The following is a 19,188-nucleotide window of genomic DNA, read 5'->3' as shown; positions in this document are numbered from 1 at the left end:
GATACATCAGTGTGACAGATAGAATTTAAACGCTTCGGTCTGTGGTTTTGCGAAGCAACTCGCATCACCTTGTTCGACGATGTGGCCATTTTCCATATACACCACGCGACTTGCGGTTTTACGCGCAACTTCCACTTCGTGGGTAACAATGACCTGAGTGATGTTGGTTTCAGCCAACTCACGAATAATGCTGACGATTTGTGCGGTGATTTCCGGGTCCAGTGCTGCGGTCGGTTCATCAAACAGCAGAATCTGTGGTTCCATCATCAATGCTCGTGCAATCGCGACACGCTGCTGCTGACCACCAGAAAGGTGGAGCGGGAAACGGTCCTGATAAGGTTTCAGGCGTAAACGCTCAAGCAGTTTGTCGGCACGAAGGCGTGCTTCATCTTTGCTGATACCCAGGACACGACAAGGCGCTTCCATCAGGTTTTGCAGCACAGTGAGATGAGGCCAAAGATTATATTGCTGGAACACCATGCCAACGTTGCGACGTAATTCACGAATGGCTTTATCGCCAGGCGCTTTTGCAAAGTCAAAATGGTTGTCTGCAATGGTGAGTTGCCCAGATCGCGGCATCTCAAGCAAATTGAGTACGCGCAGAAGCGAGCTTTTACCTGCGCCACTTGGACCAAGCAGCACCAGCGTTTCGCCCTGTGGGCAACTAAGGGTGATATCGAACAGCGCCTGATGAGCGCCATAAAAACAATTAATGCCGTTTAGTTGAATACTCATGCGCATAAGTTGAATAGCAATTGAAGCCGCAAAGGGTACCTTTAACAGAATAGTTATGCAATCTTTGTGCGTTAAAACCTAAAAATAACTACTGCCATGCATTAAAGGTAGCACAATATAGCGAGGCGGGAGAGAGGCAAGAATAAATGTCGGAGTTATGCAAAAATTCCAGACTATTTACAAGGGTTACCTTTCCCGCCTGATGGTGAATGTAAATATTAGTTTGTTTCTATCGCCTGACGCAGGCTACCTGAAGGCGCATGGCTGTTCTCGCCTAAGTAACGCACGTCATCCACTGCCCAACATTGGCCCTCACGAATCATCAGCACTTCGTCTTGCCAGCTTTGACTGCCTTTCGTGAGTTTTACACGCAGCGGAATATTGCGTGCATCGGTATTAAGAATGGTTGATGCGGAGGCAACTTCGGCACTGTCTGCGCCGTCGGCATTGCTGGTGAACATATTGCTTCGCATAAACTCGTTCTGCGCGTTCGGTGAAGTGCTGGCTTTTTGCATTTGTTGTGCCAACGCGTCACTCATATAAGGACGTAAGCCGGTAATCGCGCTGCTGCCCTGCGTTTTATGGTTAATTTGGTAATCGTAAAACTGTTGCGCCACGCTATCCGGGCCACCATCAATACAAGGGCCGCTGCGGGTGCCAATGTCTTTAAAAGCGGGAGTGACGCTGGTAGTACAGGCCGTGAGTAACATCGCGCACGGAAGAAGAACCAAAACTGAGCTGCGCATTTTTATTTCCTTATCTTCTCAGGAGGACTAACTTAGCATAGCGTATCGCTGTCAAAATGCGTGGCGGCTTTATGCGCTAAGATGTTGATACAAAGAGAGGAGAAGCTTATGCAATTTACAACAACCCCTACGCTTGAAGGGCAGAGCATCACGGAATATTGTGGCGTGGTGACTGGGGAAGCGATTCTGGGTGCCAATATTTTCCGTGATTTTTTTGCTGGCGTGCGCGATATCGTCGGTGGCCGTTCCGGTGCTTACGAAAAAGAGCTACGCAAAGCGCGTGAGATAGCGTTTAGAGAATTGCAGGAGCAGGCAGAAAGCCTGGGAGCTAATGCCGTGGTGGGTATTGATATCGACTACGAAACGGTGGGCAAAGATGGCAGCATGTTGATGGTGAGCGTCACTGGCACCGCGGTGAAAACGCGTCGATGAAAGGTTGCTTAGCCGCATTTTTAATCGCGCTTTTGCTCGCGGGGTGTGCCAGCAAGCCTGAAGTTGCTGAAAAAACCGTTGTCGATAAAGGCGATTATATAGTCGACACCAGCCACAACGCGAGGAATGCCTATCCACGTGTGAAAGTGTTGGTTATTCACTACACCGCCGATGATTTTGCCGGTTCGCTAACCACTTTAACTGAACAAAATGTTAGTTCTCACTATTTGATTCCCGATACACCGCCGACATCTGGCGGCAAACCGGTCATCTGGCAATTAGTGCCTGAAAGTGAATTAGCGTGGCATGCAGGTGTGAGCTTCTGGCGCGGCGCTACGCGCATTAATGACACTTCGATTGGTATTGAGCTGGAGAATAAAGGTTTTACGCGCCAGGGCCGTGTAAAGCAGTTTTATCCGTTCAACCCAGCGCAGATCTCGGCGCTGGAGAGATTGGCGAAAGTGATTATCGCTCGTTATCAAATCCAACCGCAAAATGTGGTCGCACATGCGGATATTGCCCCGCAGCGTAAAGTTGATCCTGGCCCACTCTTCCCGTGGCAGCAACTGGCACAGCAGGGTGTTGGTGCCTGGCCGGATGCAAACAGAGTGGCCTTTTACCTGAATGGCCGTGGACCATACCAGCCTGTGGATAAGCGAGGTTTGCTCGATTTGCTATCGCGTTATGGTTATCAGGTGACGCCTGAAATGTCGTCGGAACAGCAAAAAAGAGTAATTCAGGCTTTCCAGATGCACTTCCGGCCAAAAGAATATTCCGGCCTGCCGGATGCGCAAACTGAATCCATTGCACAAGCGTTGCTCGAGAAATATGGCCAGGGTTAGACCCTGGCTTCGACTTGAAGGATAACGGGGTTAGCGGTGCAGCGTACCGTGGTCGCGCAGCCAAAGCGCGGTACGACGAATACCCTCATCAAGGGTGATAATCGGTTTATAGCCTAATTCGGTCTCAGCTCGAGTCGTATCCAGCGTTAAATCAAAATTCAGCTTCGACACACCATAGTGAGTCAGCACCGGTTCTTTTGCTGACTTGCTACCCAGACGCTCCATGCTGCGGGCAATCACATCCAGCATAGGATAGGGAACAGAACGAATCCGGCATTTAATTTCTAACTCATCAATCAATTTCTGCACGATAACGCGTAGCGGGCGAGCTTCCATATTCGTGATGTTGTACGCCCGGCCTGACGGCTGCGTTTCACACTGTGTGGCAAGCCACATCGCATGCACCGCATTTTCGATATAAGTCATATCCACCATCGCCTCACCTCCGCGTGGCAACAGCACGCTGCCATAGTGGCGCATCATCTGCACCAGACGTGGGAAAAAGACTTTATCATGCGGGCCAAATAAGCTTTGCGGGCGCAGAATCGTGAAACGTGTATGTGGATTTGACTGCGCTAACAGTTGAATCACTTCTTCGCTGGCGGCTTTGCTGCGAGCAAATTCGTTAGCAAAACGCACCGGCCGAAACTCTTCGCTGATATTGCGATGGTGATGGTAATCAAAATAGAGCGACGGCGAGGAAATATGCACGAAGTTGCGCACCCCCCAGGCAACGGCCCATTCACCTAAACGGCGAGTGGCGCGGACGTTGGCGAGATCGAATGCTTCCTGTGTTCCCCACGGAGAGGTAAAGCTTGAGCAATGCCAAAGCGTATCGACATCGGCCAGCATCAATTTGGCCTGTGAAGAAACCAGATCGGTCAGGTCTGCATGAACAAACTCTGCACCCATTTTTTCCAGCAGTTTGCCCATGGCCTCATTACGACCAGTTGCCCGAACGCTGATGCCTTTTGCGCGAAGAAATTCGACCGCGTTTCGGCCTAAACCGCTGGTGGCGCCCGTTACCAGTACCTTCATGTCGACCAACTCATGATAATTGAGATTTACGCTGCGCATTTTTCCGTGAAATGGCGGCGCTTGCAATGGGGAAAGCCAAAGATTAGGAGGAGTTAACGAACTTTATGTGCCATTCCCCTTAATACTTCACGTTGCATGTGCGTTGGCTTCCTCGCTCACCCCAGTCACTTACTGATGTAAGCTCCTGGGGATTCACTACGTTGCCGCCTTCCTGCAACTCGAATTATTGTGGGGAAGCTCGTTCGGAAAGTTGGCAAATCCGGCGGGCCATACCCCGAAAAATGAACAGATGAGCGGGGATCATTATCAACCAGTAGAACAAACCTGCGGTTCCATGGGGGTGCCACCAGGCACGAACATCCAGCGTTCGATACTTACCGTGGTCACGCAGCGTGAAGGAAAGCCGCCCAAGTCCCGGCGCTTTCATACCAAACAACAATGTAAGCTCTTTTTGTGGCTCAACAATAATCACTTTCCAACTATCTACATTGTCGCCTACTTCAAGCATTGGTCTGTCAGGGCGGCCTTTTGCCAGCCTGTGGCCCACCAGCAGGTCCATATAGCCGCGCGTTTTCCACAGAGCATTGCCAAAGAAGTAGCCCTCTTTTCCGCCGATCTGATTCACCACTTGCCACAAATCTGCCAACTCCGCGCTTGTTTTTAGCGTGCAGCCCGCTTGTTTGGGGAAGTAACCGTAATCTGGTCGCCAACGGGCAAATGCCTGGGTGTCATAACCCCAGTCCTGCGAATTAGCGAGTTTGTGTTCATCTTCAAGCGTTGCACGAACGGCATCATCAAAGGTAAGTAGCTTTTGCGGGATCAACGCGCGAAGTTCACGATCGTCGGCCAGCAGATCGTGTTTCAACCCCTGGATCAGCGCCTTAGCGATCGTTGGTGGCACCGAAGTGATCATGTTCAGGAACCAGACCGAGATCCAACTGGTCGGTAACGGAATGGGGATAAGAGGGCGACGTTTACCGCTAATTGCCATAAAACGCTCGAACTGCTGCTGATAGCTCAGTACTTCCGGGCCCGCGGCTTCGAAAACACGATTTTCCTGTGATGGATGATTGAGTAGTTCAGTTAAATAATGCAGCAAGTTTTCGAGTGCGATAGGTGTGGTGCGTGAGCGCACCCATCGTGGGGGCGTGAGTACCGGTAGGTTATAAACCATATCGCGCATGACTTCGAAGGCGGCAGAACCTGCGCCAACAATAATGCCAGCCCGAACTTCAGTTACCGGAACTCCAGCATCACGCAGGATATCGGCGGTGAGTTGGCGAGCGCGCAGGTGTGCGGAATCACCGTCACCTTCGGCAGCTTGCAGTGAACTCAGAAAGATAAGCTGTTTTACCGGATGTTCTCGTAGTGCATCACGCAAATTGAGCGCAGTCTGGCGTTCATGGGCAACAAAATCAGCGCCGTCGCCCATGCTATGTACCAGGTAGTAAAGGGTATCGATGTTTTCCAGCAGTGCGGGAAGCGTTCCCGGCCACTGTAAATCGACATGGCGACAAACGACCCCCGGCCAGGGTTGTTTCTCCAGCCACTCGACACGTCTTGCCGCAGCAGTAACATGATGCCCGGCAGCGGCAAGCTTTGGCACCAGATGCTGGCCTATATAGCCGCTAGCACCGAGCACCAGAATGTTTTGTGGCTGTGTCATCGTCCGTGACCTCTGTTTAGCGTTGTAAAAAAGTCTGCCAGTGAGAAACCACTTCGGCCAACTGCTCACGGTTCACATCAAGGTGAATCACCAGGCGAGTTACCGGGCCCGCACTCATCAAAACACCGCGTTCTTTCATGAATTTACCGAGGCTTTCAGCTTGTTCAACCGGCACGCGTACAAACACCATATTGGTATCCTGACGAGAGACATCAACACCGATTTCACGCAATTCGCCAGCCAGCCAATGAGCGTTGTCGTGATCCTCTTTCAGGCGTTGCACATTATTTTCCAGCGCGTATAAACCCGCCGCTGCCAGAATTCCCGCCTGACGCATACCGCCACCAACCATTTTACGCCAGCGTGTCGCACGTTTGATGTACTCGTGGCTGCCGACTAACAGCGAACCGACCGGCGTTCCAAGTCCTTTAGAGAGGCAAATTGTGAAGGTGTCGCAGTAGCGCACCACTTCTTCAAGCGTACAGCCATATTCCACCACGGCGTTGAAGATACGTGCACCGTCAACATGCAAAGCCAGGTTGTGATTGCGGCTAAATTCCCAGGCCTGCTTCAAATACTCACGCGGCAAAACTTTGCCGTTATGGGTATTTTCGAGGCTAAGCAATTTGGTGCGCGCAAAGTGGATATCGTCGGGTTTGATCTTCGCGGCGACTTTATCAAGCGGCAACGAACCGTCCGGGTTGGCATCAATAGGCTGCGGCTGAATACTGCCTAAAACCGCAGCACCACCGGCTTCGTAGAGATAATTGTGCGCAAGTTGACCGACAATATACTCTTCGCCACGTTCGCAATGGCTCAGCAGCGCTACCAGGTTTGCCTGGGTGCCGGTTGGCAAAAACAGCGCTGCTTCTTTACCGCTGAGTTTGGCGGCGTAATCTTGTAGTTCGTTGACCGTTGGGTCATCACCGTAAACGTCATCGCCAGTGGGGGCTGCCATCATACGTTTGAGCATTTCATCGCTCGGGCGGGTTACGGTGTCGCTGCGCAAGTCAATCACGGTGGGTCCTTATTATTGTTCAAAATTATCCTTACTTTTACCGGAACCAGTTGGTTTTCGCCAGTTCGATAACTTCATCACCGCGTCCGCTGATGATGGCGCGTAGCATATACAGACTGAACCCTTTGGCCTGTTCAAGTTTGATTTGCGGTGGAATCGCCAGCTCATCTTTGGCAACGACTACATCCACCAGCACCGGGCCGTCAATACTTAGGGCGCGTTGCAAGGCGTTATCCAGGTCGGCCGCTTTTTCAACCCGAATACCTGTGATTCCGCAGGCGTCAGCGATTTTGGCAAAGTTTGTGTCGTGCAGTTCGGTGCCGTCTGTGAGGTAGCCGCCCGCTTTCATTTCCATCGCCACAAAACCCAGCACGCTATTGTTAAACACCACAATTTTGATCGGCAGTTTCATCTGCACGACCGAGAGAAAATCCCCCATCAGCATGCTGAAACCGCCATCGCCGCACATGGCGATAACTTGCCGGTCGGGTGCGGTCGCTTTTGCGCCCAGCGCTTGTGGCATGGCATTAGCCATCGAGCCGTGAGTGAATGAACCTATCAGGCGGCGTTTGCCGTTCATTTTCAAATATCGCGCGGCCCAAACGGTAGGTGTACCGACGTCACAGGTGAAGATGGCATCTTCATCAGCGTACCGGCTGATTTGCTGTGCGACATATTGCGGATGGATGACGCTGCCATCACCGGGTTGTGCCAGCTCATCGAGGCTTTCACGCGCTTCGCGATAATTATCCAGCGCTTTATCGAGGAAGCTGCGATCGGTTTTTTCTTCCAGAAGCGGAATGAGTGCCGCAAGTGTGGCTTTGATGTCACCGACCAGCGCCATATCAACTTTGCTATGCGCACCGATGCTGCCGGGGTTGATATCAATCTGAATGATTTTTGCATCGGTCGGGTAGAAGGCGCGATAGGGGAATTGGGTACCGAGCAGGATCAACGTGTCGGCGTTCATCATGGTATGGAACCCTGACGAAAAACCGATTAGCCCGGTCATGCCAACATCGTAAGGGTTATCGTATTCAACGTGTTCTTTGCCACGCAGCGCGTGAACAATCGGCGCTTTAAGCGTGGCCGCAAATTGCACCAGTTCTTCATGCGCACCTGCACAACCACTACCACACATCAGCGCGATGTTGTCGTTATAGCGCAGCAATTGCGCCAGTTTTTTTAGCTCGTCATGCGGCGGCACAATAATTGGCTGTGGTGCCGGATACCAATGCGTGCTGGCGGTTTCCGGGGCGGGCTTAAGCGCCACATCGCCGGGTAAAACCACGACCGAAACGCCACGGTTTAATACCGCTTTGCGCATCGCAATCGCCAGTACCTGGGGAATTTGTTCCGGGGATGACACCAGCTCGCAATAATGGCTGCATTCGCGGAATAACTCTTCGGGATGGGTTTCCTGGAAATAACCGCTGCCGATTTCGCTCGATGGAATGTGCGCCGCAATGGCCAGTACCGGAACCCGGTTACGGTGGCAGTCGAACAGGCCATTGATTAAATGAAGGTTTCCGGGGCCACAGGAACCCGCGCACACCGCCAATTCACCTGATAGGTGGGCTTCTGCGCCCGCGGCAAAAGCGGCGACCTCTTCATGACGGGTCGGCATCCATTGAATGGTACCCATGCGATTCAGACTATCGCTCAGCCCATTGAGGGAATCCCCGGTGACGCCCCAGATTCGTTTTACGCCTGCACTTTCAAGCGTTTTTGCCAGGTAAGCTGCTACGGTCTGTTTCATTGGTTCTCCTTGTCACGATTCAGTTAACGTAAACAAGCTTAGTCAAGGAAACAGAAGAGGCAGGGCAGAAAGTGCCACTCAGAATCTGAGTGGCACGAGTGGGATCAGGCGAGAACTAAATCACTTTGCGGATGGCAACAGCAAGCCAGTACGTAACCGTTGGCAATTTCTGCATCGGTCAACGTCATGGTGCTGCTTACGGTGTAATCACCAGACTCAACTTTGGTTTTACAGCTGCCGCACACACCAGCACGACAAGCCGCATTCACTTGCACTTTATTGCTTTCCATTGCCGCCAACAGCGAACTGCCTACCGGTGCGTAGAACTCGCGCAGCGGTTTTAGCGTGGTGAACTTCAAACCGCTTTCGACAGGTGCAGCGACTGGGGTAAAGAATTTCTCAGCATAAAAAGCGCTCACGCCCAATGCTTTGACTTCTTTCTCCACCAACTCCATATACGGAGCTGGGCCGCAGGTCATGACTGTGCGAGAGGCAATATCCGGCACGGTTGTCAGAATTTCGCGCGTTAAGCGCCCGGCGATAAAACCGTGCGTCGCGTGATTCTCTGCAACCATTGTCACCGGATAATGACGCCATTCGTCGGCAAAAATCACATCTTCGGGCGTTCGAACGTTATAAATAACCTGTACGTCTGCCTGTGGGCGATGCTTTGCCAGCCAGCGGCGCATCGACATAATCGGTGTGACGCCACACCCTGCCGCCATCAGCAGATAGCGGTCGGTGGTGAGATTTTCACAGGTAAATTCCCCCTGCCCTTCAGACAGCCAGAGGTAATCACCGGGTTTCACATCCTGGGTAAGCCATGCGGAACCAACGCCATTTTCGATACGGCGGATGGTCAGCGTGACGAACGGGCTGAGCCCCGGCGTGGAAGAAATGGTGTAAGCCCGCAGTGTTTCATCACTATCAAGAATACTTACCAGTGCGTACTGCCCGGCTTTGTATGGGTAAAAATCGTGATTAATCAGCGAGAGCGTCCATACATCCGGTGTTTCCTGATGAATATGATGCACCTGCATGCGATACGGGCACAGTGGCGTTGGCATTGTCATGACTTCTCCTTATGCGCCTATCAGCTGTTTAATATCTTCATCAACAGTCGTGATGGCGCGCAGGCCAAACTTCTCATTGAGCACAGCCAGCAGGTTTGGTGTCAGGAAGGCCGGTGTAGTAGGACCTGCGACAATATTGGTCACGCCCAGCGACAGCAGCGTCAGCAGGATAACAATCGCTTTTTGCTCAAACCATGAAAGCACCAGGCTCAGTGGCAGGTCGTTCACGCCACAACCGAGTTTTTCGGCAAGCGTTACCGCAAGAATGATTGCTGAATATGCGTCGTTACACTGGCCGGCATCGATCAGGCGTGGCAGCCCTTCGATATCGCCGAAGTCCAGTTTGTTAAAGCGGTATTTACCGCAGGCAAGCGTCAGGATCAGGCAGTCTTTCGGCACGCTGGTAGCGAAATCGGTGAAGTAGCTACGCTCGCCGCGTTCACCGTCACAGCCACCCACCAGGAAGATGTGGCGCAGTTTTTCACGGCTAACCAGGTCAATAAGGGTATCGGCAGCGCCCAGCAGAGTCTGACGGCCAAAGCCGACAGTAATCAGGTGCTCGATTTCGCTGTATGGGAAGCCCGCCATTTGCGTGGCCTGGGTAATAACCGATGTGAAATCGTCACCTTCGAGGTGGCTAACGCCCGGCCAGCCAACAATGCTACGCGTCCAGATGCGGTCAGTGTAGGAGCCGACTTCCGGGTTAATGATGCAGTTTGAAGTCATCACGATTGGGCCAGGGAAGCGGGCGAATTCGCTTTGCTGGTTCTGCCAGCCGCTGCCGTAGTTGCCAACCAAATGTTTGAATTTGCGCAGTTCCGGGTAGCCATGCGCTGGCAGCATTTCGCCATGGGTATAGACGTTTACGCCAGTGCCTTCAGTTTGTTCCAGCAGGTTATAGAGATCTTTAAGATCGTGGCCGGAAATCAGAACACATTTGCCAGCGACCGGGCGCACATTCACTTGCGTAGGTGTTGGGTGACCGTATTTCTCGGTTTCGCCCTGGTCCAGAATGCTCATCACTTTGAAGTTCATCTGGCCTATTTCCATGGAGCACTCAAGCAGTGCGCCCATGTCCGCAGGCCAGGTGCCGAGCCAAGCCATAATTTTGTGATATTGCGCGTAGATGTCGTTGTCGTACTGGCCGAGAACGTGGGCGTGTTCCATGTAGGCCGCAGCACCTTTCAGGCCGTACAGGCACAGCAAGCGCAGGCCGAGAATATCGTCACCAATTTCTGCTTTGTCGCGGTTTGGCGCGAACTCAGCAGCCTGGCGCTGCAGGTCCCCCAAATCGTTGCTGACCAGTTGCAGTTCAGCCATTGGATTGGTGACGGTAATGTGTGGGTTAATCGCAAGGGTACGAGTTTTCAGGCTTTCGCGCGCAATGATGGCTTCGCGGGCGTAGCCAACGATGCGTGGGGAATCGAAGTTGACGTTGGTCAGCGTTGAGAAAAAGGCACGCGGTGCAAAGTGATCAACTTCATGACTGATGATGCCGACTTCACGTGCGGCCAGTGCCCATGCAGATAAACCCTGCAGTGTTGCGATCAACAAATCTTGTAGGTCTGATGTTTCAGCCGTTTTCCCGCACATGCCCTGAGCATAAGAGCAGCCGTTGCCCGCAGGGGTGCGGATTGTTTGTTCACATTGCACACAAAACATGATCGTACCTTTTAAAGTTATATTTGATATACATGTTTAAGGTTATGCTCAGTGCCGCACAGGGAAAAGGTATTTCTGATACAACTTAAAAGGAGATTGATTTAGCGCAAATTTGGCGGCAGAAACCTACCGCCAATGAGGTATCAGGAAGCGAAAAATGCCATGAGAAGCGGGGTGAGTAAGCTGAGGATGAACCCGTGAACAATCGCCGCTGGAACAATTTCCAGCCCTCCGCTGCGTTGTAAAACAGGCAGGGTGAAGTCCATCGACGTTGCGCCAGACAACCCGAGTGCGGTTGAGCGTCTACGGCGTACCAGTCCGGGAATCAACATGATGGCAATTAGCTCTCGCGCAAGGTCGTTAAAGAATGCCGCACTACCAATTACTGGCCCGTAGGATTCCGTCATCAAAATGCCCGACAGTGAATACCAGCCGAATCCCGATGCCATCGCTAAACCTGTCTTAATTGGCAGGTCAAGAATAAAGGCGTTGATAACACCACCGGCAAGTGAGCTCAGTGCCACGACGACTGCCACGATCATACCGCGCCGATTAAGCACAATCTGTTTTAACGTCATACCGCTATTACGCAGTTGGATACCTACCAGCAGCAACAGGAATATAAGTGTGTATTCGCTGGCGTCGGTGGCGTGATGCAGAATTGGCCAGCCAGTCAGACCAAGCAGAAAACCCGCTATCACCACAAAGCATAATTTTAGTGATTCCAGCGCCATCGCAATTCGTGAAGGGAGTTTTTCTTGCTCGTGATTGTGGCGCCATGGCATGGAACGCTCAAGCCAAAGCAGTGCAGCAGCATTGCAGAGCAATAACACCACAACGGTGACCGCAGCGTAATGAAGGATTGCAAGCAGGTTACTTGCCAGGTTATCGAGAAATGCGAGGCTGATGCCCATGAAAAATAAAATCACATACACAATCCAGCTCAATAGGCGATTAATGAGCTTTAACAGACTGGTTTTTTTCAGAGGAATCAGATAACCGATAATCAGCGGCACTAAGATAATTAACAATCCCGAAAACATGGTGCGGACAATCCTTGCGATAGAAGTAACGACGTATGTCACACTACCCAAAGAAAGAGAATGAGTAAAGCTACGAAAAAAAAGGATTTTTATGCAGGTTGAGGATTTAGTGCAGGGCAAGTAAATACAGCGCCACCAGCCAAATTGAAGCCGGTGACGCTTGAATCAAATTAGTTACGTTTTTCCAGCAATGTCCGGTAGATAACGCCACCCAGGATACCGCCAATAATTGGCATTACCCAGAACAGCCACAATTGCTGTAATGCCCAACCGCCCTGGAAGATAGCAACGGCAGTACTACGTGCTGGGTTCACAGAGGTATTGGTGACTGGGATGCTAATCAGGTGAATCAAGGTTAACGCAAGGCCGATAGCAATGGGTGCAAAGCCCGCTGGTGCAAACTTATCGGTTGCCCCATGGATCACAATCAAGAAGCCACAGGTCAAGACGATTTCAATAATGATTGCTGACAACATGGAGTAATGGTCTGGTGAATGTTCACCATAACCATTAGAAGCAAAACCGCTTGCTGCTGCATCAAAGCCACTTTTGCCGCTGGCAACTAAATAAAGAATACCGGCTGCAACAATACCGCCAATCACTTGCGCCACAATATAACCAATAACATCTTTAGCTGGGAAACGACCGCCAGCCCACAAGCCCAGCGTGACTGCTGGGTTAAAGTGGCCACCGGAAATATGACCAACTGCATAAGCCATAGTTAATACGGTTAAACCAAATGCTAATGCCACACCAGCAAAACCAATCCCTAACTCAGGATATGCCGCTGCCAGCACAGCACTCCCACAGCCACCGAATACTAACCAGAATGTACCAAAGAATTCTGCCGCTAATTTCCTAAACATAACCACCTCTGCATTTCAAAAACAGTGAATCCCGGGTGATGTAAATAAAGGCATCTACCCGATTATTGTTTGTTACAGCCGTTTAAGACGTAACGTAAATAATAAAAGAGCAGCAATGTTAATGAGTTCACTTAGTTAGAGCCACACTATAAAATCCTAAAAAATTGATTTAGGGCAATGAGATGGCATTCCTTTCAAGAATAAACACGTTGGAAGTATAGAAGAGTTTTTAATAAAGTAAGAATTGTCTTGTATTAAACGCACTTTTTATCGGTTGGCAGAATTACAAGTAATAACAATAAACTTCACTGTTTATTTTTGAGCAAAATAAAAATGGAAAAATTAATAGTATCCTGCTACGCCATAAATAACTCGACGGGCTAACCTGCCGCCAGAGGGGGAAAGGTATATACTCGAGCTATGCAGGCTGTGGCGTGTAGCTAAAGGAAAGCATTAACCAATCTGGAGGGATTATGTTTCTCGAGCGCGTAGAAATTGTCGGATTCAGGGGTATTAACCGTTTATCGTTAATGCTTGAGCAAAATAATGTTTTGATTGGCGAAAACGCATGGGGTAAATCCAGCTTGCTGGATGCGCTCACTTTGTTGCTGTCACCGCACGAAACTCTCTATCACTTCGGTCGTGACGATTTCTACTTCCCTCCGGGCGATCTACAAGGCCGGGAGCACCATCTACACATTGTGCTGACCTTTCGGGAAACAGCACCTGGCCATCATCTCGGGCGGCGTTACCGCTCACTGTCGCCTGTATGGGTGGAAGGGAATGATGGCTTCCATCGCATCATGTATCGTCTGGTCGGTGAGCTTGCGGAAGATGGCACAATTCTGACGCTACGCAGCTTCCTTGATAACAACGGTCACTCCGTTGAGCTTGATGATATTGATACGCTTGCCAGGCAAATTATCCGTCTCAACCCCGTGTTACGCTTGCGTGATGCGCGATTTATGCGCCGCCTGCGCAACGATAGCATCCCGGTAATGCCAGAAACTGAGATGACGGCCCGTCAGCTTGATTTCCTCGCGCGTGAACTGGTTTCTCGCCCGCAAAATCTCACAGATTCACAGTTGCGCCAGGGGCTGTCGGCCATGGTGCAATTGCTTGAACACTATTTTTCTGAGCAGGGCGCTGTTGCGCATCAGCGGCTGTTACGACGTCGCTCGCACGATGAGCAACGAAGCTGGCGTTATCTGGATGTCATCAACCGCATGATAGACAAACCCAATAGTCGCGCTCATCGCATGATTTTATTGGGAATGTTTTCAACACTTCTGCAAGCAAAAGGAACCGTAGCGCTGGATAAAGACGCGCGCCCCCTGTTGCTGGTGGAAGACCCGGAAACGCGGCTACACCCTATTATGTTGTCAGTGGCCTGGCATTTATTAAATTTGCTACCGCTACAAAAAATCACCACCACCAATTCCGGTGAATTGTTATCACTCACCCCGGTTGAGAATGTCTGTCGTCTGGTGCGTGAATCTTCGAAAGTTGCTGCATGGCGGCTCGGTCCTGGCGGGATGAATGCTGAAGATAGCCGTCGCATTGCGTTTCACATCCGTTTTAATCGGGCCTCATCACTGTTTGCTCGTTGCTGGTTGTTAGTTGAAGGGGAAACAGAAGTGTGGGTGATGAACGAACTGGCGCGCCAGTGTGGGCATCATTTTGATGCTGAAGGGGTGAAAGTCATCGAATTTGCACAGTCTGGCCTGCGCCCACTGATTAAATTTGCAAGGCGCATGGGTATTGAATGGCATGTGCTGGTTGATGGCGATGAAGCGGGAAAAAAATATGCGTCTGTGGTGCGCGGCATTCTGGAAAATGACCGCGATCAGGAACGCGACCATCTGACGACATTGCCTGCGATGGATATGGAGCATTTCATGTACCGCCAGGGATTTGCAGATGTTTTCCACCGCGTGGCACAACTTCCCGAAAATGTGCCGATGAATATGCGGCGCATTATTGTAAAAGCCATCCACCGTTCTTCTAAGCCTGATTTAGCCATTGAAGTGGCGATGGAGGCTGGCAGGCGTGGTATTGATGCTGTGCCTTCGCTGTTGCGAAAAATGTTCTCACGCGTACTTTGGCTTGCACGTGGACGTGCTGATTAGCCCGGTAGTTGCTTAAAACTGCTGCTCAATATGCGTTGTCATCTCATCTAACAAGCTGTAGCGGCGGCGATACTCCGCGCGTTTTTTGCTGGCGATATCCTCAAGGGGTTTGCGAGCCACGCTCAAAGGCATGCTAAAGAGACCTTCTGGCAATAACTCACCGCTCATTGATTGCCAGAAGCTGTCGTAATCGGCATGGATTTTATCTTTCTTCTTTTTCGCATAACGCCATGAGCGATAGATATGCGAGCTGTTGCTGACCGCGAGGATTTTTTTCGCTCCCAAATGGCGTGCCAGTTGGCAGGCAGCTTCAAGAACCAGGCGTTTTGGGAACAATCCGTGACAGGCTTTTGTGGCGACCTGGATATATTCATGGGGTACGTCGCTTTGAGCTCCCTGCAATCCGCCGATAAACAGCGTCTTTTGGCCCTGATACTGGCACAAAGTGAAGGTTAATCCGGCAAGCGAAATCCCATCCTGACGGGTGAAAGTCAACGTCGCTTCACCTTCTTTGTCGAGATTGGCGATGGCACAAAAATTCAGGTAGTAGAAGCATTCATCTTTACCCGTTATGGTTGCCAGATGCGCACCTTTTTCTGAGAAGTGCTGCTGTAGTAGGGCTACAGGCAGGGCATTGGTCAGTTCGTTGTAGTGGAAAGACAATGCATTCGCCACAGCCTTGCGGTTAAAATTCGTTGTTAAATAAGGGCGATGGGTTCGGCAGGGTAAACCAGGTTGCACGTTAAGCAGTTTTTCAAGCCAGGGCTGATGAGATAAATCGCTCAGTAAACGTGCCGTAGCCCATGGATTTGCCAGTGACCGCAGGACAAACTTGCGGCGGTAAGCCGGATTCTTCCATGCGCTACCAGGCGTCCACTGTCCCTTTGCCAGACAAAGAAATAGCTGCCAGCCATTAAGTTGCGGTGTTGAAATAAGTTCGTCTACGGTAATTGGCGACATGATTGAAACCTGGTTGATAAAGAATGGTGTAATTTCACCACTCTTAAGTTCAATGAATGTTCAATCAGTAGCCAGAGAGCCGTAGACTCGCGGTTTTTGTTGAGACTTTATTTAATTAGCCAGTCTGTTTGCAGGATACCTATGAGATTCAAGGGAAAAATAAAAAAACGTTATTGGCTTCTGGGCCTGTTGGTATTGCTGTTCGTCATTTGGCTCTGGAAGTTTCTGAATGCGCCAGCGCCGGTTTATCAGACCATGATCGTGCGTAAAGGTGAGCTGCAACAAAGTGTGCTGGCGACGGGTAAGCTCGATGCTTTGCGTAAAGTTGATGTGGGTGCGCAGGTCAGCGGGCAGCTAAAAACGCTGTCGGTAAACATCGGCGATAAAGTGAAGAAAGATCAGTTGTTGGGAGTTATTGACCCAGAACAAGCGCAAAACCAGATTAAAGAAGTGGAAGCGACATTAATGGAGTTGCGTGCTCAGCGGCGCCAGGCTGTGGCGCAGGCCAAACTTGCGCAAGTAACGTTAAACCGCCAGCGGGCGCTGGCCAAAACGCAGGCAATATCACAGCAAGATCTGGATACCGCAGTGACCGATCTTGAAGTCAGGCAGGCGCAAATCGGCACTATTGATGCGCAAATTAAACGTAATCAGGCGTCGTTAGATACGGCAAAAACCAACCTTGATTACACGCAGATTGTGGCACCGATGGCAGGTGAGGTGACTGAAATTACCACCAAACAAGGCCAGACGGTGATTGCGGCTCAGCAAGCACCGAACATTCTGACACTTGCCGATCTCGGCACCATGCTGGTGAAAGCTCAGGTTTCTGAAGCTGACGTGATTCACCTGAAGCCCGGCCAAAAAGCGTGGTTTACCGTGCTTGGCGATCCGCTAACACGCTATGAAGGGCTGCTAATCGATATTTTGCCGACGCCGGTTAAGGTCAACGACGCGATCTTCTATAACGCCCGTTTCGAAGTCCCGAACCCGAAAGGTGTGCTGCGTCTGGAAATGACGGCGCAGGTACATATTCAGCTTGGTGGCGTGAAAGACGTATTAACCATTCCGCTTGCCGCTCTGGGCGAGCCGGTCGGTGATAACCGCTATAAAGTTTCGGTTTTACGCAACGGTGAAACCCGTGACCGCGAAATTACTATCGGTATGCGTAATGACACCCAGGCGCAAGTTGCCACTGGCCTCACCGAAGGTGAAGAAGTGGTGACTGGCAAAAGCACCGCCGGGAGTGCGCCATGACAGCACTGCTTGAGCTACGGGATATTCGCCGTAGCTATCCGTCGGGAGACGAACAAGTTGAAGTGCTTAAAGGCATCAACATCACTATTGAAGCTGGTGAGATGGTGGCGATTGTCGGGGCGTCAGGCTCTGGTAAATCCACGCTGATGAACATTCTTGGCTGTCTGGATAAACCCAGCAGCGGTAGTTACAAAGTGGCCGGGCAGGACACGGCACTGCTGGACAGTGATGCACTTGCGACGTTACGCCGTGAGCACTTTGGTTTTATCTTCCAGCGCTACCATTTGCTCTCGCATCTGAACGCGACCCAAAACGTGGAAGTACCCGCGGTGTATGCCGGTACGGCGCGGATTTATCGTCAGCAACGTGCGCGAGCTTTATTAATGCGTCTGGGGCTTGCTGAACGTGTTGATTATCTCCCTTCACAGCTTTCAGGCGGGCAGCAGCAGCGCGTCAGTATCGCTCGCGCTCTGATGAATGGTGGGCAGGTTATTCTTGCTGATGAACCAACCGGTGCGCTCGATAGCCACTCTGGCGAAGAGGTGATGGCAACACTCAAGCAACTGCGTGAACTGGGTCATACCGTCATCATTGTGACCCACGATCCGAGTATTGCAGCACAGGCACAGCGTGTTATCGAGATTCACGATGGTGAGATTATCAGTAATCCTCCTTCTGTTATTCAACAGACTGGTGCACCGAAAGAGGTGAAACCACAGCCCGCAAACTCGGCATTTCAGCAAACACTTAGCAGTTTCCGCGAAGCATTTACCATGGCCTGGCTGGCGCTGGCGGCGAATAAAATGCGCACGCTGTTAACCATGCTTGGGATCATTATCGGTATTGCTTCGGTGGTATCGATAGTCATTGTCGGTGATGCGGCAAAACAGATGGTGTTGCAGGATATTCGCTCGATAGGTACCAATACGATTGATATCTATCCAGGTAAAGATTTTGGCGACGATGACCCGCAGTACCAGCAGGCGCTGAAATATGACGATCTGGCAGCAATAAGCCAGCAACCTTGGGTCAGGTCAGCCACACCTGCGCTTTCAAGCAACTTACGTTTACGTTATGGCAATGTTGATGCGGCCGCCAGCGTGAACGGTGTCAGCAGCCAGTATTTTAACGTCTATGGCATGACCTTTAGCGAAGGTAACACCTTTAACGAAGAGCAGCTGGCAGGGCGCGCACAGGTGGTGGTGCTCGACAGCAACACCAAACGTCAGTTGTTCCCCGATAAAGCCAAAGTAGTGGGTGAAATCGTGCTGGTGGGGAATATGCCCGCGACGGTAATTGGTGTAGCGCAAGAGAAGCAGTCGATGTTTGGCAGCAGTAAAATTCTGCGTGTCTGGCTGCCGTATAACACCATGGCTGGGCGGGTGATGGGGCAAAGCTGGCTTAACTCTATTACGGTACGCGTTAACGAGGGTTACAACAGCCACGAAGCGGAGCAGCAGCTCAACCGGCTGTTGCAGTTACGTCACGGTAAGAAAGATTTCTTCACCTACAATATGGACGGCCTGTTGAAAACGGCGGAAAAGACCACACGTACTCTACAGATGTTCCTGACTTTGGTGGCGGTGATTTCGTTGTTGGTAGGTGGTATTGGCGTGATGAACATCATGCTGGTGTCGGTAACGGAGCGTACCAAAGAGATTGGTATTCGCATGGCGGTCGGCGCACGAGCCAGTGATGTCCTGCAGCAGTTTTTGATTGAGGCTGTGCTGGTGTGTCTGGTGGGAGGTGCGTTGGGGATTTCTTTATCTCTTCTTATTGCCTTCACTTTGCAACTGGTTTTGCCGGGCTGGGAAATTGGTTTCTCGCCGATGGCATTGTTAACCGCATTTGCCTGTTCGACTGCGACGGGAATTATTTTTGGCTGGCTGCCAGCGAGAAATGCCGCAAGATTGAACCCGATTGATGCGCTGGCGCGTGAATAATTTTAATCTGAGATATGAC

General features: G+C 51.0%; 16 protein-coding genes. 5 read left to right on the top strand and 11 right to left on the bottom strand.

Annotation, left to right across the window (positions count from 1 at the left end; genetic code table 11):
• Positions 1–6 precede the first annotated feature (6 nt).
• Entirely contained in the window at positions 7–735 is a 729-nt protein-coding gene (artP, locus tag LVQ79_RS11485) for an arginine ABC transporter ATP-binding protein ArtP (RefSeq protein ID WP_064517680.1), read from the bottom strand.
• 218 nt (positions 736–953) lie between these two features.
• Entirely contained in the window at positions 954–1,481 is a 528-nt protein-coding gene (locus LVQ79_RS11480; RefSeq protein ID WP_151992742.1) for a lipoprotein, read from the bottom strand.
• Between the two features lie 108 nt (positions 1,482–1,589).
• Between LVQ79_RS11480 and LVQ79_RS11475 the strand changes: the two genes are divergently transcribed.
• Positions 1,590–1,913, top strand: a complete 324-nt coding sequence (locus LVQ79_RS11475; RefSeq protein WP_034456425.1) for a heavy metal-binding domain-containing protein — start codon at positions 1,590–1,592, stop codon at positions 1,911–1,913.
• Positions 1,910–2,755: an N-acetylmuramoyl-L-alanine amidase gene (locus LVQ79_RS11470; protein WP_232865033.1), complete on the top strand. Its 846-nt coding sequence runs from the start codon at positions 1,910–1,912 to the stop codon at positions 2,753–2,755. Before LVQ79_RS11475 ends, LVQ79_RS11470 begins: the two co-directional genes overlap by 4 nt.
• Positions 2,756–2,785: 30 nt before the next feature.
• On the opposite strand, the gene LVQ79_RS11465 is transcribed toward LVQ79_RS11470, so the two are convergent.
• The 8 genes from LVQ79_RS11465 to aqpZ all read right to left on the bottom strand — a co-directional run bounded on the left by LVQ79_RS11465 (position 2,786) and on the right by aqpZ (position 12,880).
• Positions 2,786–3,793, bottom strand: coding sequence for a 3-beta-hydroxysteroid dehydrogenase (locus tag LVQ79_RS11465; RefSeq protein WP_232865147.1), 1,008 nt, complete (start codon positions 3,791–3,793; stop codon positions 2,786–2,788).
• Between the two features lie 223 nt (positions 3,794–4,016).
• The gene (locus LVQ79_RS11460; protein WP_232865032.1) at positions 4,017–5,459 is read right to left on the bottom strand and encodes an SDR family oxidoreductase; all 1,443 of its coding nucleotides are present in this window, start codon (positions 5,457–5,459) and stop codon (positions 4,017–4,019) included.
• 16 nt (positions 5,460–5,475) lie between these two features.
• Positions 5,476–6,477 carry a low-specificity L-threonine aldolase gene (ltaE, locus tag LVQ79_RS11455; protein ID WP_232865031.1) on the bottom strand — a complete coding sequence of 334 codons (1,002 nt, stop codon included), beginning with the start codon at positions 6,475–6,477 and terminating at the stop codon, positions 5,476–5,478.
• A gap of 37 nt (positions 6,478–6,514) precedes the next feature.
• Positions 6,515–8,236, bottom strand: a complete 1,722-nt coding sequence (poxB, locus tag LVQ79_RS11450) for a ubiquinone-dependent pyruvate dehydrogenase (RefSeq protein ID WP_232865030.1) — start codon at positions 8,234–8,236, stop codon at positions 6,515–6,517.
• Between the two features lie 104 nt (positions 8,237–8,340).
• On the bottom strand, positions 8,341–9,309 hold the full coding sequence (gene hcr / locus LVQ79_RS11445) for an NADH oxidoreductase (protein ID WP_232865029.1): 969 nt from the start codon (positions 9,307–9,309) through the stop codon (positions 8,341–8,343).
• 9 nt (positions 9,310–9,318) lie between these two features.
• Positions 9,319–10,971, bottom strand: coding sequence for a hydroxylamine reductase (gene hcp / locus LVQ79_RS11440; protein WP_232865028.1), 1,653 nt, complete (start codon positions 10,969–10,971; stop codon positions 9,319–9,321).
• A gap of 143 nt (positions 10,972–11,114) precedes the next feature.
• A complete protein-coding gene (locus tag LVQ79_RS11435; protein ID WP_232865027.1) occupies positions 11,115–12,014 on the bottom strand; it encodes a LysO family transporter in 900 nt (299 codons plus the stop codon).
• A 170-nt stretch (positions 12,015–12,184) separates the two neighbouring features.
• Positions 12,185–12,880, bottom strand: a complete 696-nt coding sequence (gene aqpZ, locus LVQ79_RS11430) for an aquaporin Z (RefSeq protein ID WP_154149594.1) — start codon at positions 12,878–12,880, stop codon at positions 12,185–12,187.
• Between the two features lie 473 nt (positions 12,881–13,353).
• On the opposite strand from aqpZ, the gene LVQ79_RS11425 reads away from it, so the two are divergent.
• Entirely contained in the window at positions 13,354–15,009 is a 1,656-nt protein-coding gene (locus LVQ79_RS11425) for an ATP-dependent endonuclease (protein WP_232865026.1), read from the top strand.
• Between the two features lie 12 nt (positions 15,010–15,021).
• Here LVQ79_RS11425 and LVQ79_RS11420 read toward each other — a convergent pair whose 3' ends face one another.
• Positions 15,022–15,969 carry a VirK/YbjX family protein gene (locus LVQ79_RS11420; RefSeq protein ID WP_232865025.1) on the bottom strand — a complete coding sequence of 316 codons (948 nt, stop codon included), beginning with the start codon at positions 15,967–15,969 and terminating at the stop codon, positions 15,022–15,024.
• Between the two features lie 141 nt (positions 15,970–16,110).
• Here LVQ79_RS11420 and macA point away from each other — a divergent pair, with 141 nt between their 5' ends.
• Together macA and macB are read left to right on the top strand one after the other, a co-directional pair.
• A complete protein-coding gene (macA, locus tag LVQ79_RS11415; protein ID WP_232865024.1) occupies positions 16,111–17,226 on the top strand; it encodes a macrolide transporter subunit MacA in 1,116 nt (371 codons plus the stop codon).
• Positions 17,223–19,169: a macrolide ABC transporter ATP-binding protein/permease MacB gene (macB, locus tag LVQ79_RS11410; protein WP_232865023.1), complete on the top strand. Its 1,947-nt coding sequence runs from the start codon at positions 17,223–17,225 to the stop codon at positions 19,167–19,169. The genes macA and macB overlap by 4 nt, the downstream gene beginning before the upstream one ends.
• Positions 19,170–19,188: the final 19 nt, after the last annotated feature.

This window comes from Buttiauxella cochleicola (assembly GCF_021282405.1).
In the GTDB taxonomy this organism is placed as follows: Bacteria; Pseudomonadota; Gammaproteobacteria; order Enterobacterales; family Enterobacteriaceae; genus Buttiauxella; species Buttiauxella massiliensis.
The sequence above is the reverse complement of the archived record's forward strand: the minus strand, read 5'-3'. Positions and strand labels throughout refer to the sequence as shown.

What these genes read in the sequence shown, in the direction of transcription:
- artP (WP_064517680.1), bottom strand. Translation starts at nt 735, where the DNA reads ATGAGTATTCAACTAAACGGCATTAATTGTTTTTATGGCGCTCATCAG.
- LVQ79_RS11480 (WP_151992742.1), bottom strand. Translation starts at nt 1,481, where the DNA reads ATGCGCAGCTCAGTTTTGGTTCTTCTTCCGTGCGCGATGTTACTCACG.
- LVQ79_RS11475 (WP_034456425.1), top strand. Translation starts at nt 1,590, where the DNA reads ATGCAATTTACAACAACCCCTACGCTTGAAGGGCAGAGCATCACGGAA.
- LVQ79_RS11470 (WP_232865033.1), top strand. Translation starts at nt 1,910, where the DNA reads ATGAAAGGTTGCTTAGCCGCATTTTTAATCGCGCTTTTGCTCGCGGGG.
- LVQ79_RS11465 (WP_232865147.1), bottom strand. Translation starts at nt 3,793, where the DNA reads ATGAAGGTACTGGTAACGGGCGCCACCAGCGGTTTAGGCCGAAACGCG.
- LVQ79_RS11460 (WP_232865032.1), bottom strand. Translation starts at nt 5,459, where the DNA reads ATGACACAGCCACAAAACATTCTGGTGCTCGGTGCTAGCGGCTATATA.
- poxB (WP_232865030.1), bottom strand. Translation starts at nt 8,236, where the DNA reads ATGAAACAGACCGTAGCAGCTTACCTGGCAAAAACGCTTGAAAGTGCA.
- hcr (WP_232865029.1), bottom strand. Translation starts at nt 9,309, where the DNA reads ATGACAATGCCAACGCCACTGTGCCCGTATCGCATGCAGGTGCATCAT.
- hcp (WP_232865028.1), bottom strand. Translation starts at nt 10,971, where the DNA reads ATGTTTTGTGTGCAATGTGAACAAACAATCCGCACCCCTGCGGGCAAC.
- LVQ79_RS11435 (WP_232865027.1), bottom strand. Translation starts at nt 12,014, where the DNA reads ATGTTTTCGGGATTGTTAATTATCTTAGTGCCGCTGATTATCGGTTAT.
- aqpZ (WP_154149594.1), bottom strand. Translation starts at nt 12,880, where the DNA reads ATGTTTAGGAAATTAGCGGCAGAATTCTTTGGTACATTCTGGTTAGTA.
- LVQ79_RS11425 (WP_232865026.1), top strand. Translation starts at nt 13,354, where the DNA reads ATGTTTCTCGAGCGCGTAGAAATTGTCGGATTCAGGGGTATTAACCGT.
- LVQ79_RS11420 (WP_232865025.1), bottom strand. Translation starts at nt 15,969, where the DNA reads ATGTCGCCAATTACCGTAGACGAACTTATTTCAACACCGCAACTTAAT.
- macA (WP_232865024.1), top strand. Translation starts at nt 16,111, where the DNA reads ATGAGATTCAAGGGAAAAATAAAAAAACGTTATTGGCTTCTGGGCCTG.
- macB (WP_232865023.1), top strand. Translation starts at nt 17,223, where the DNA reads ATGACAGCACTGCTTGAGCTACGGGATATTCGCCGTAGCTATCCGTCG.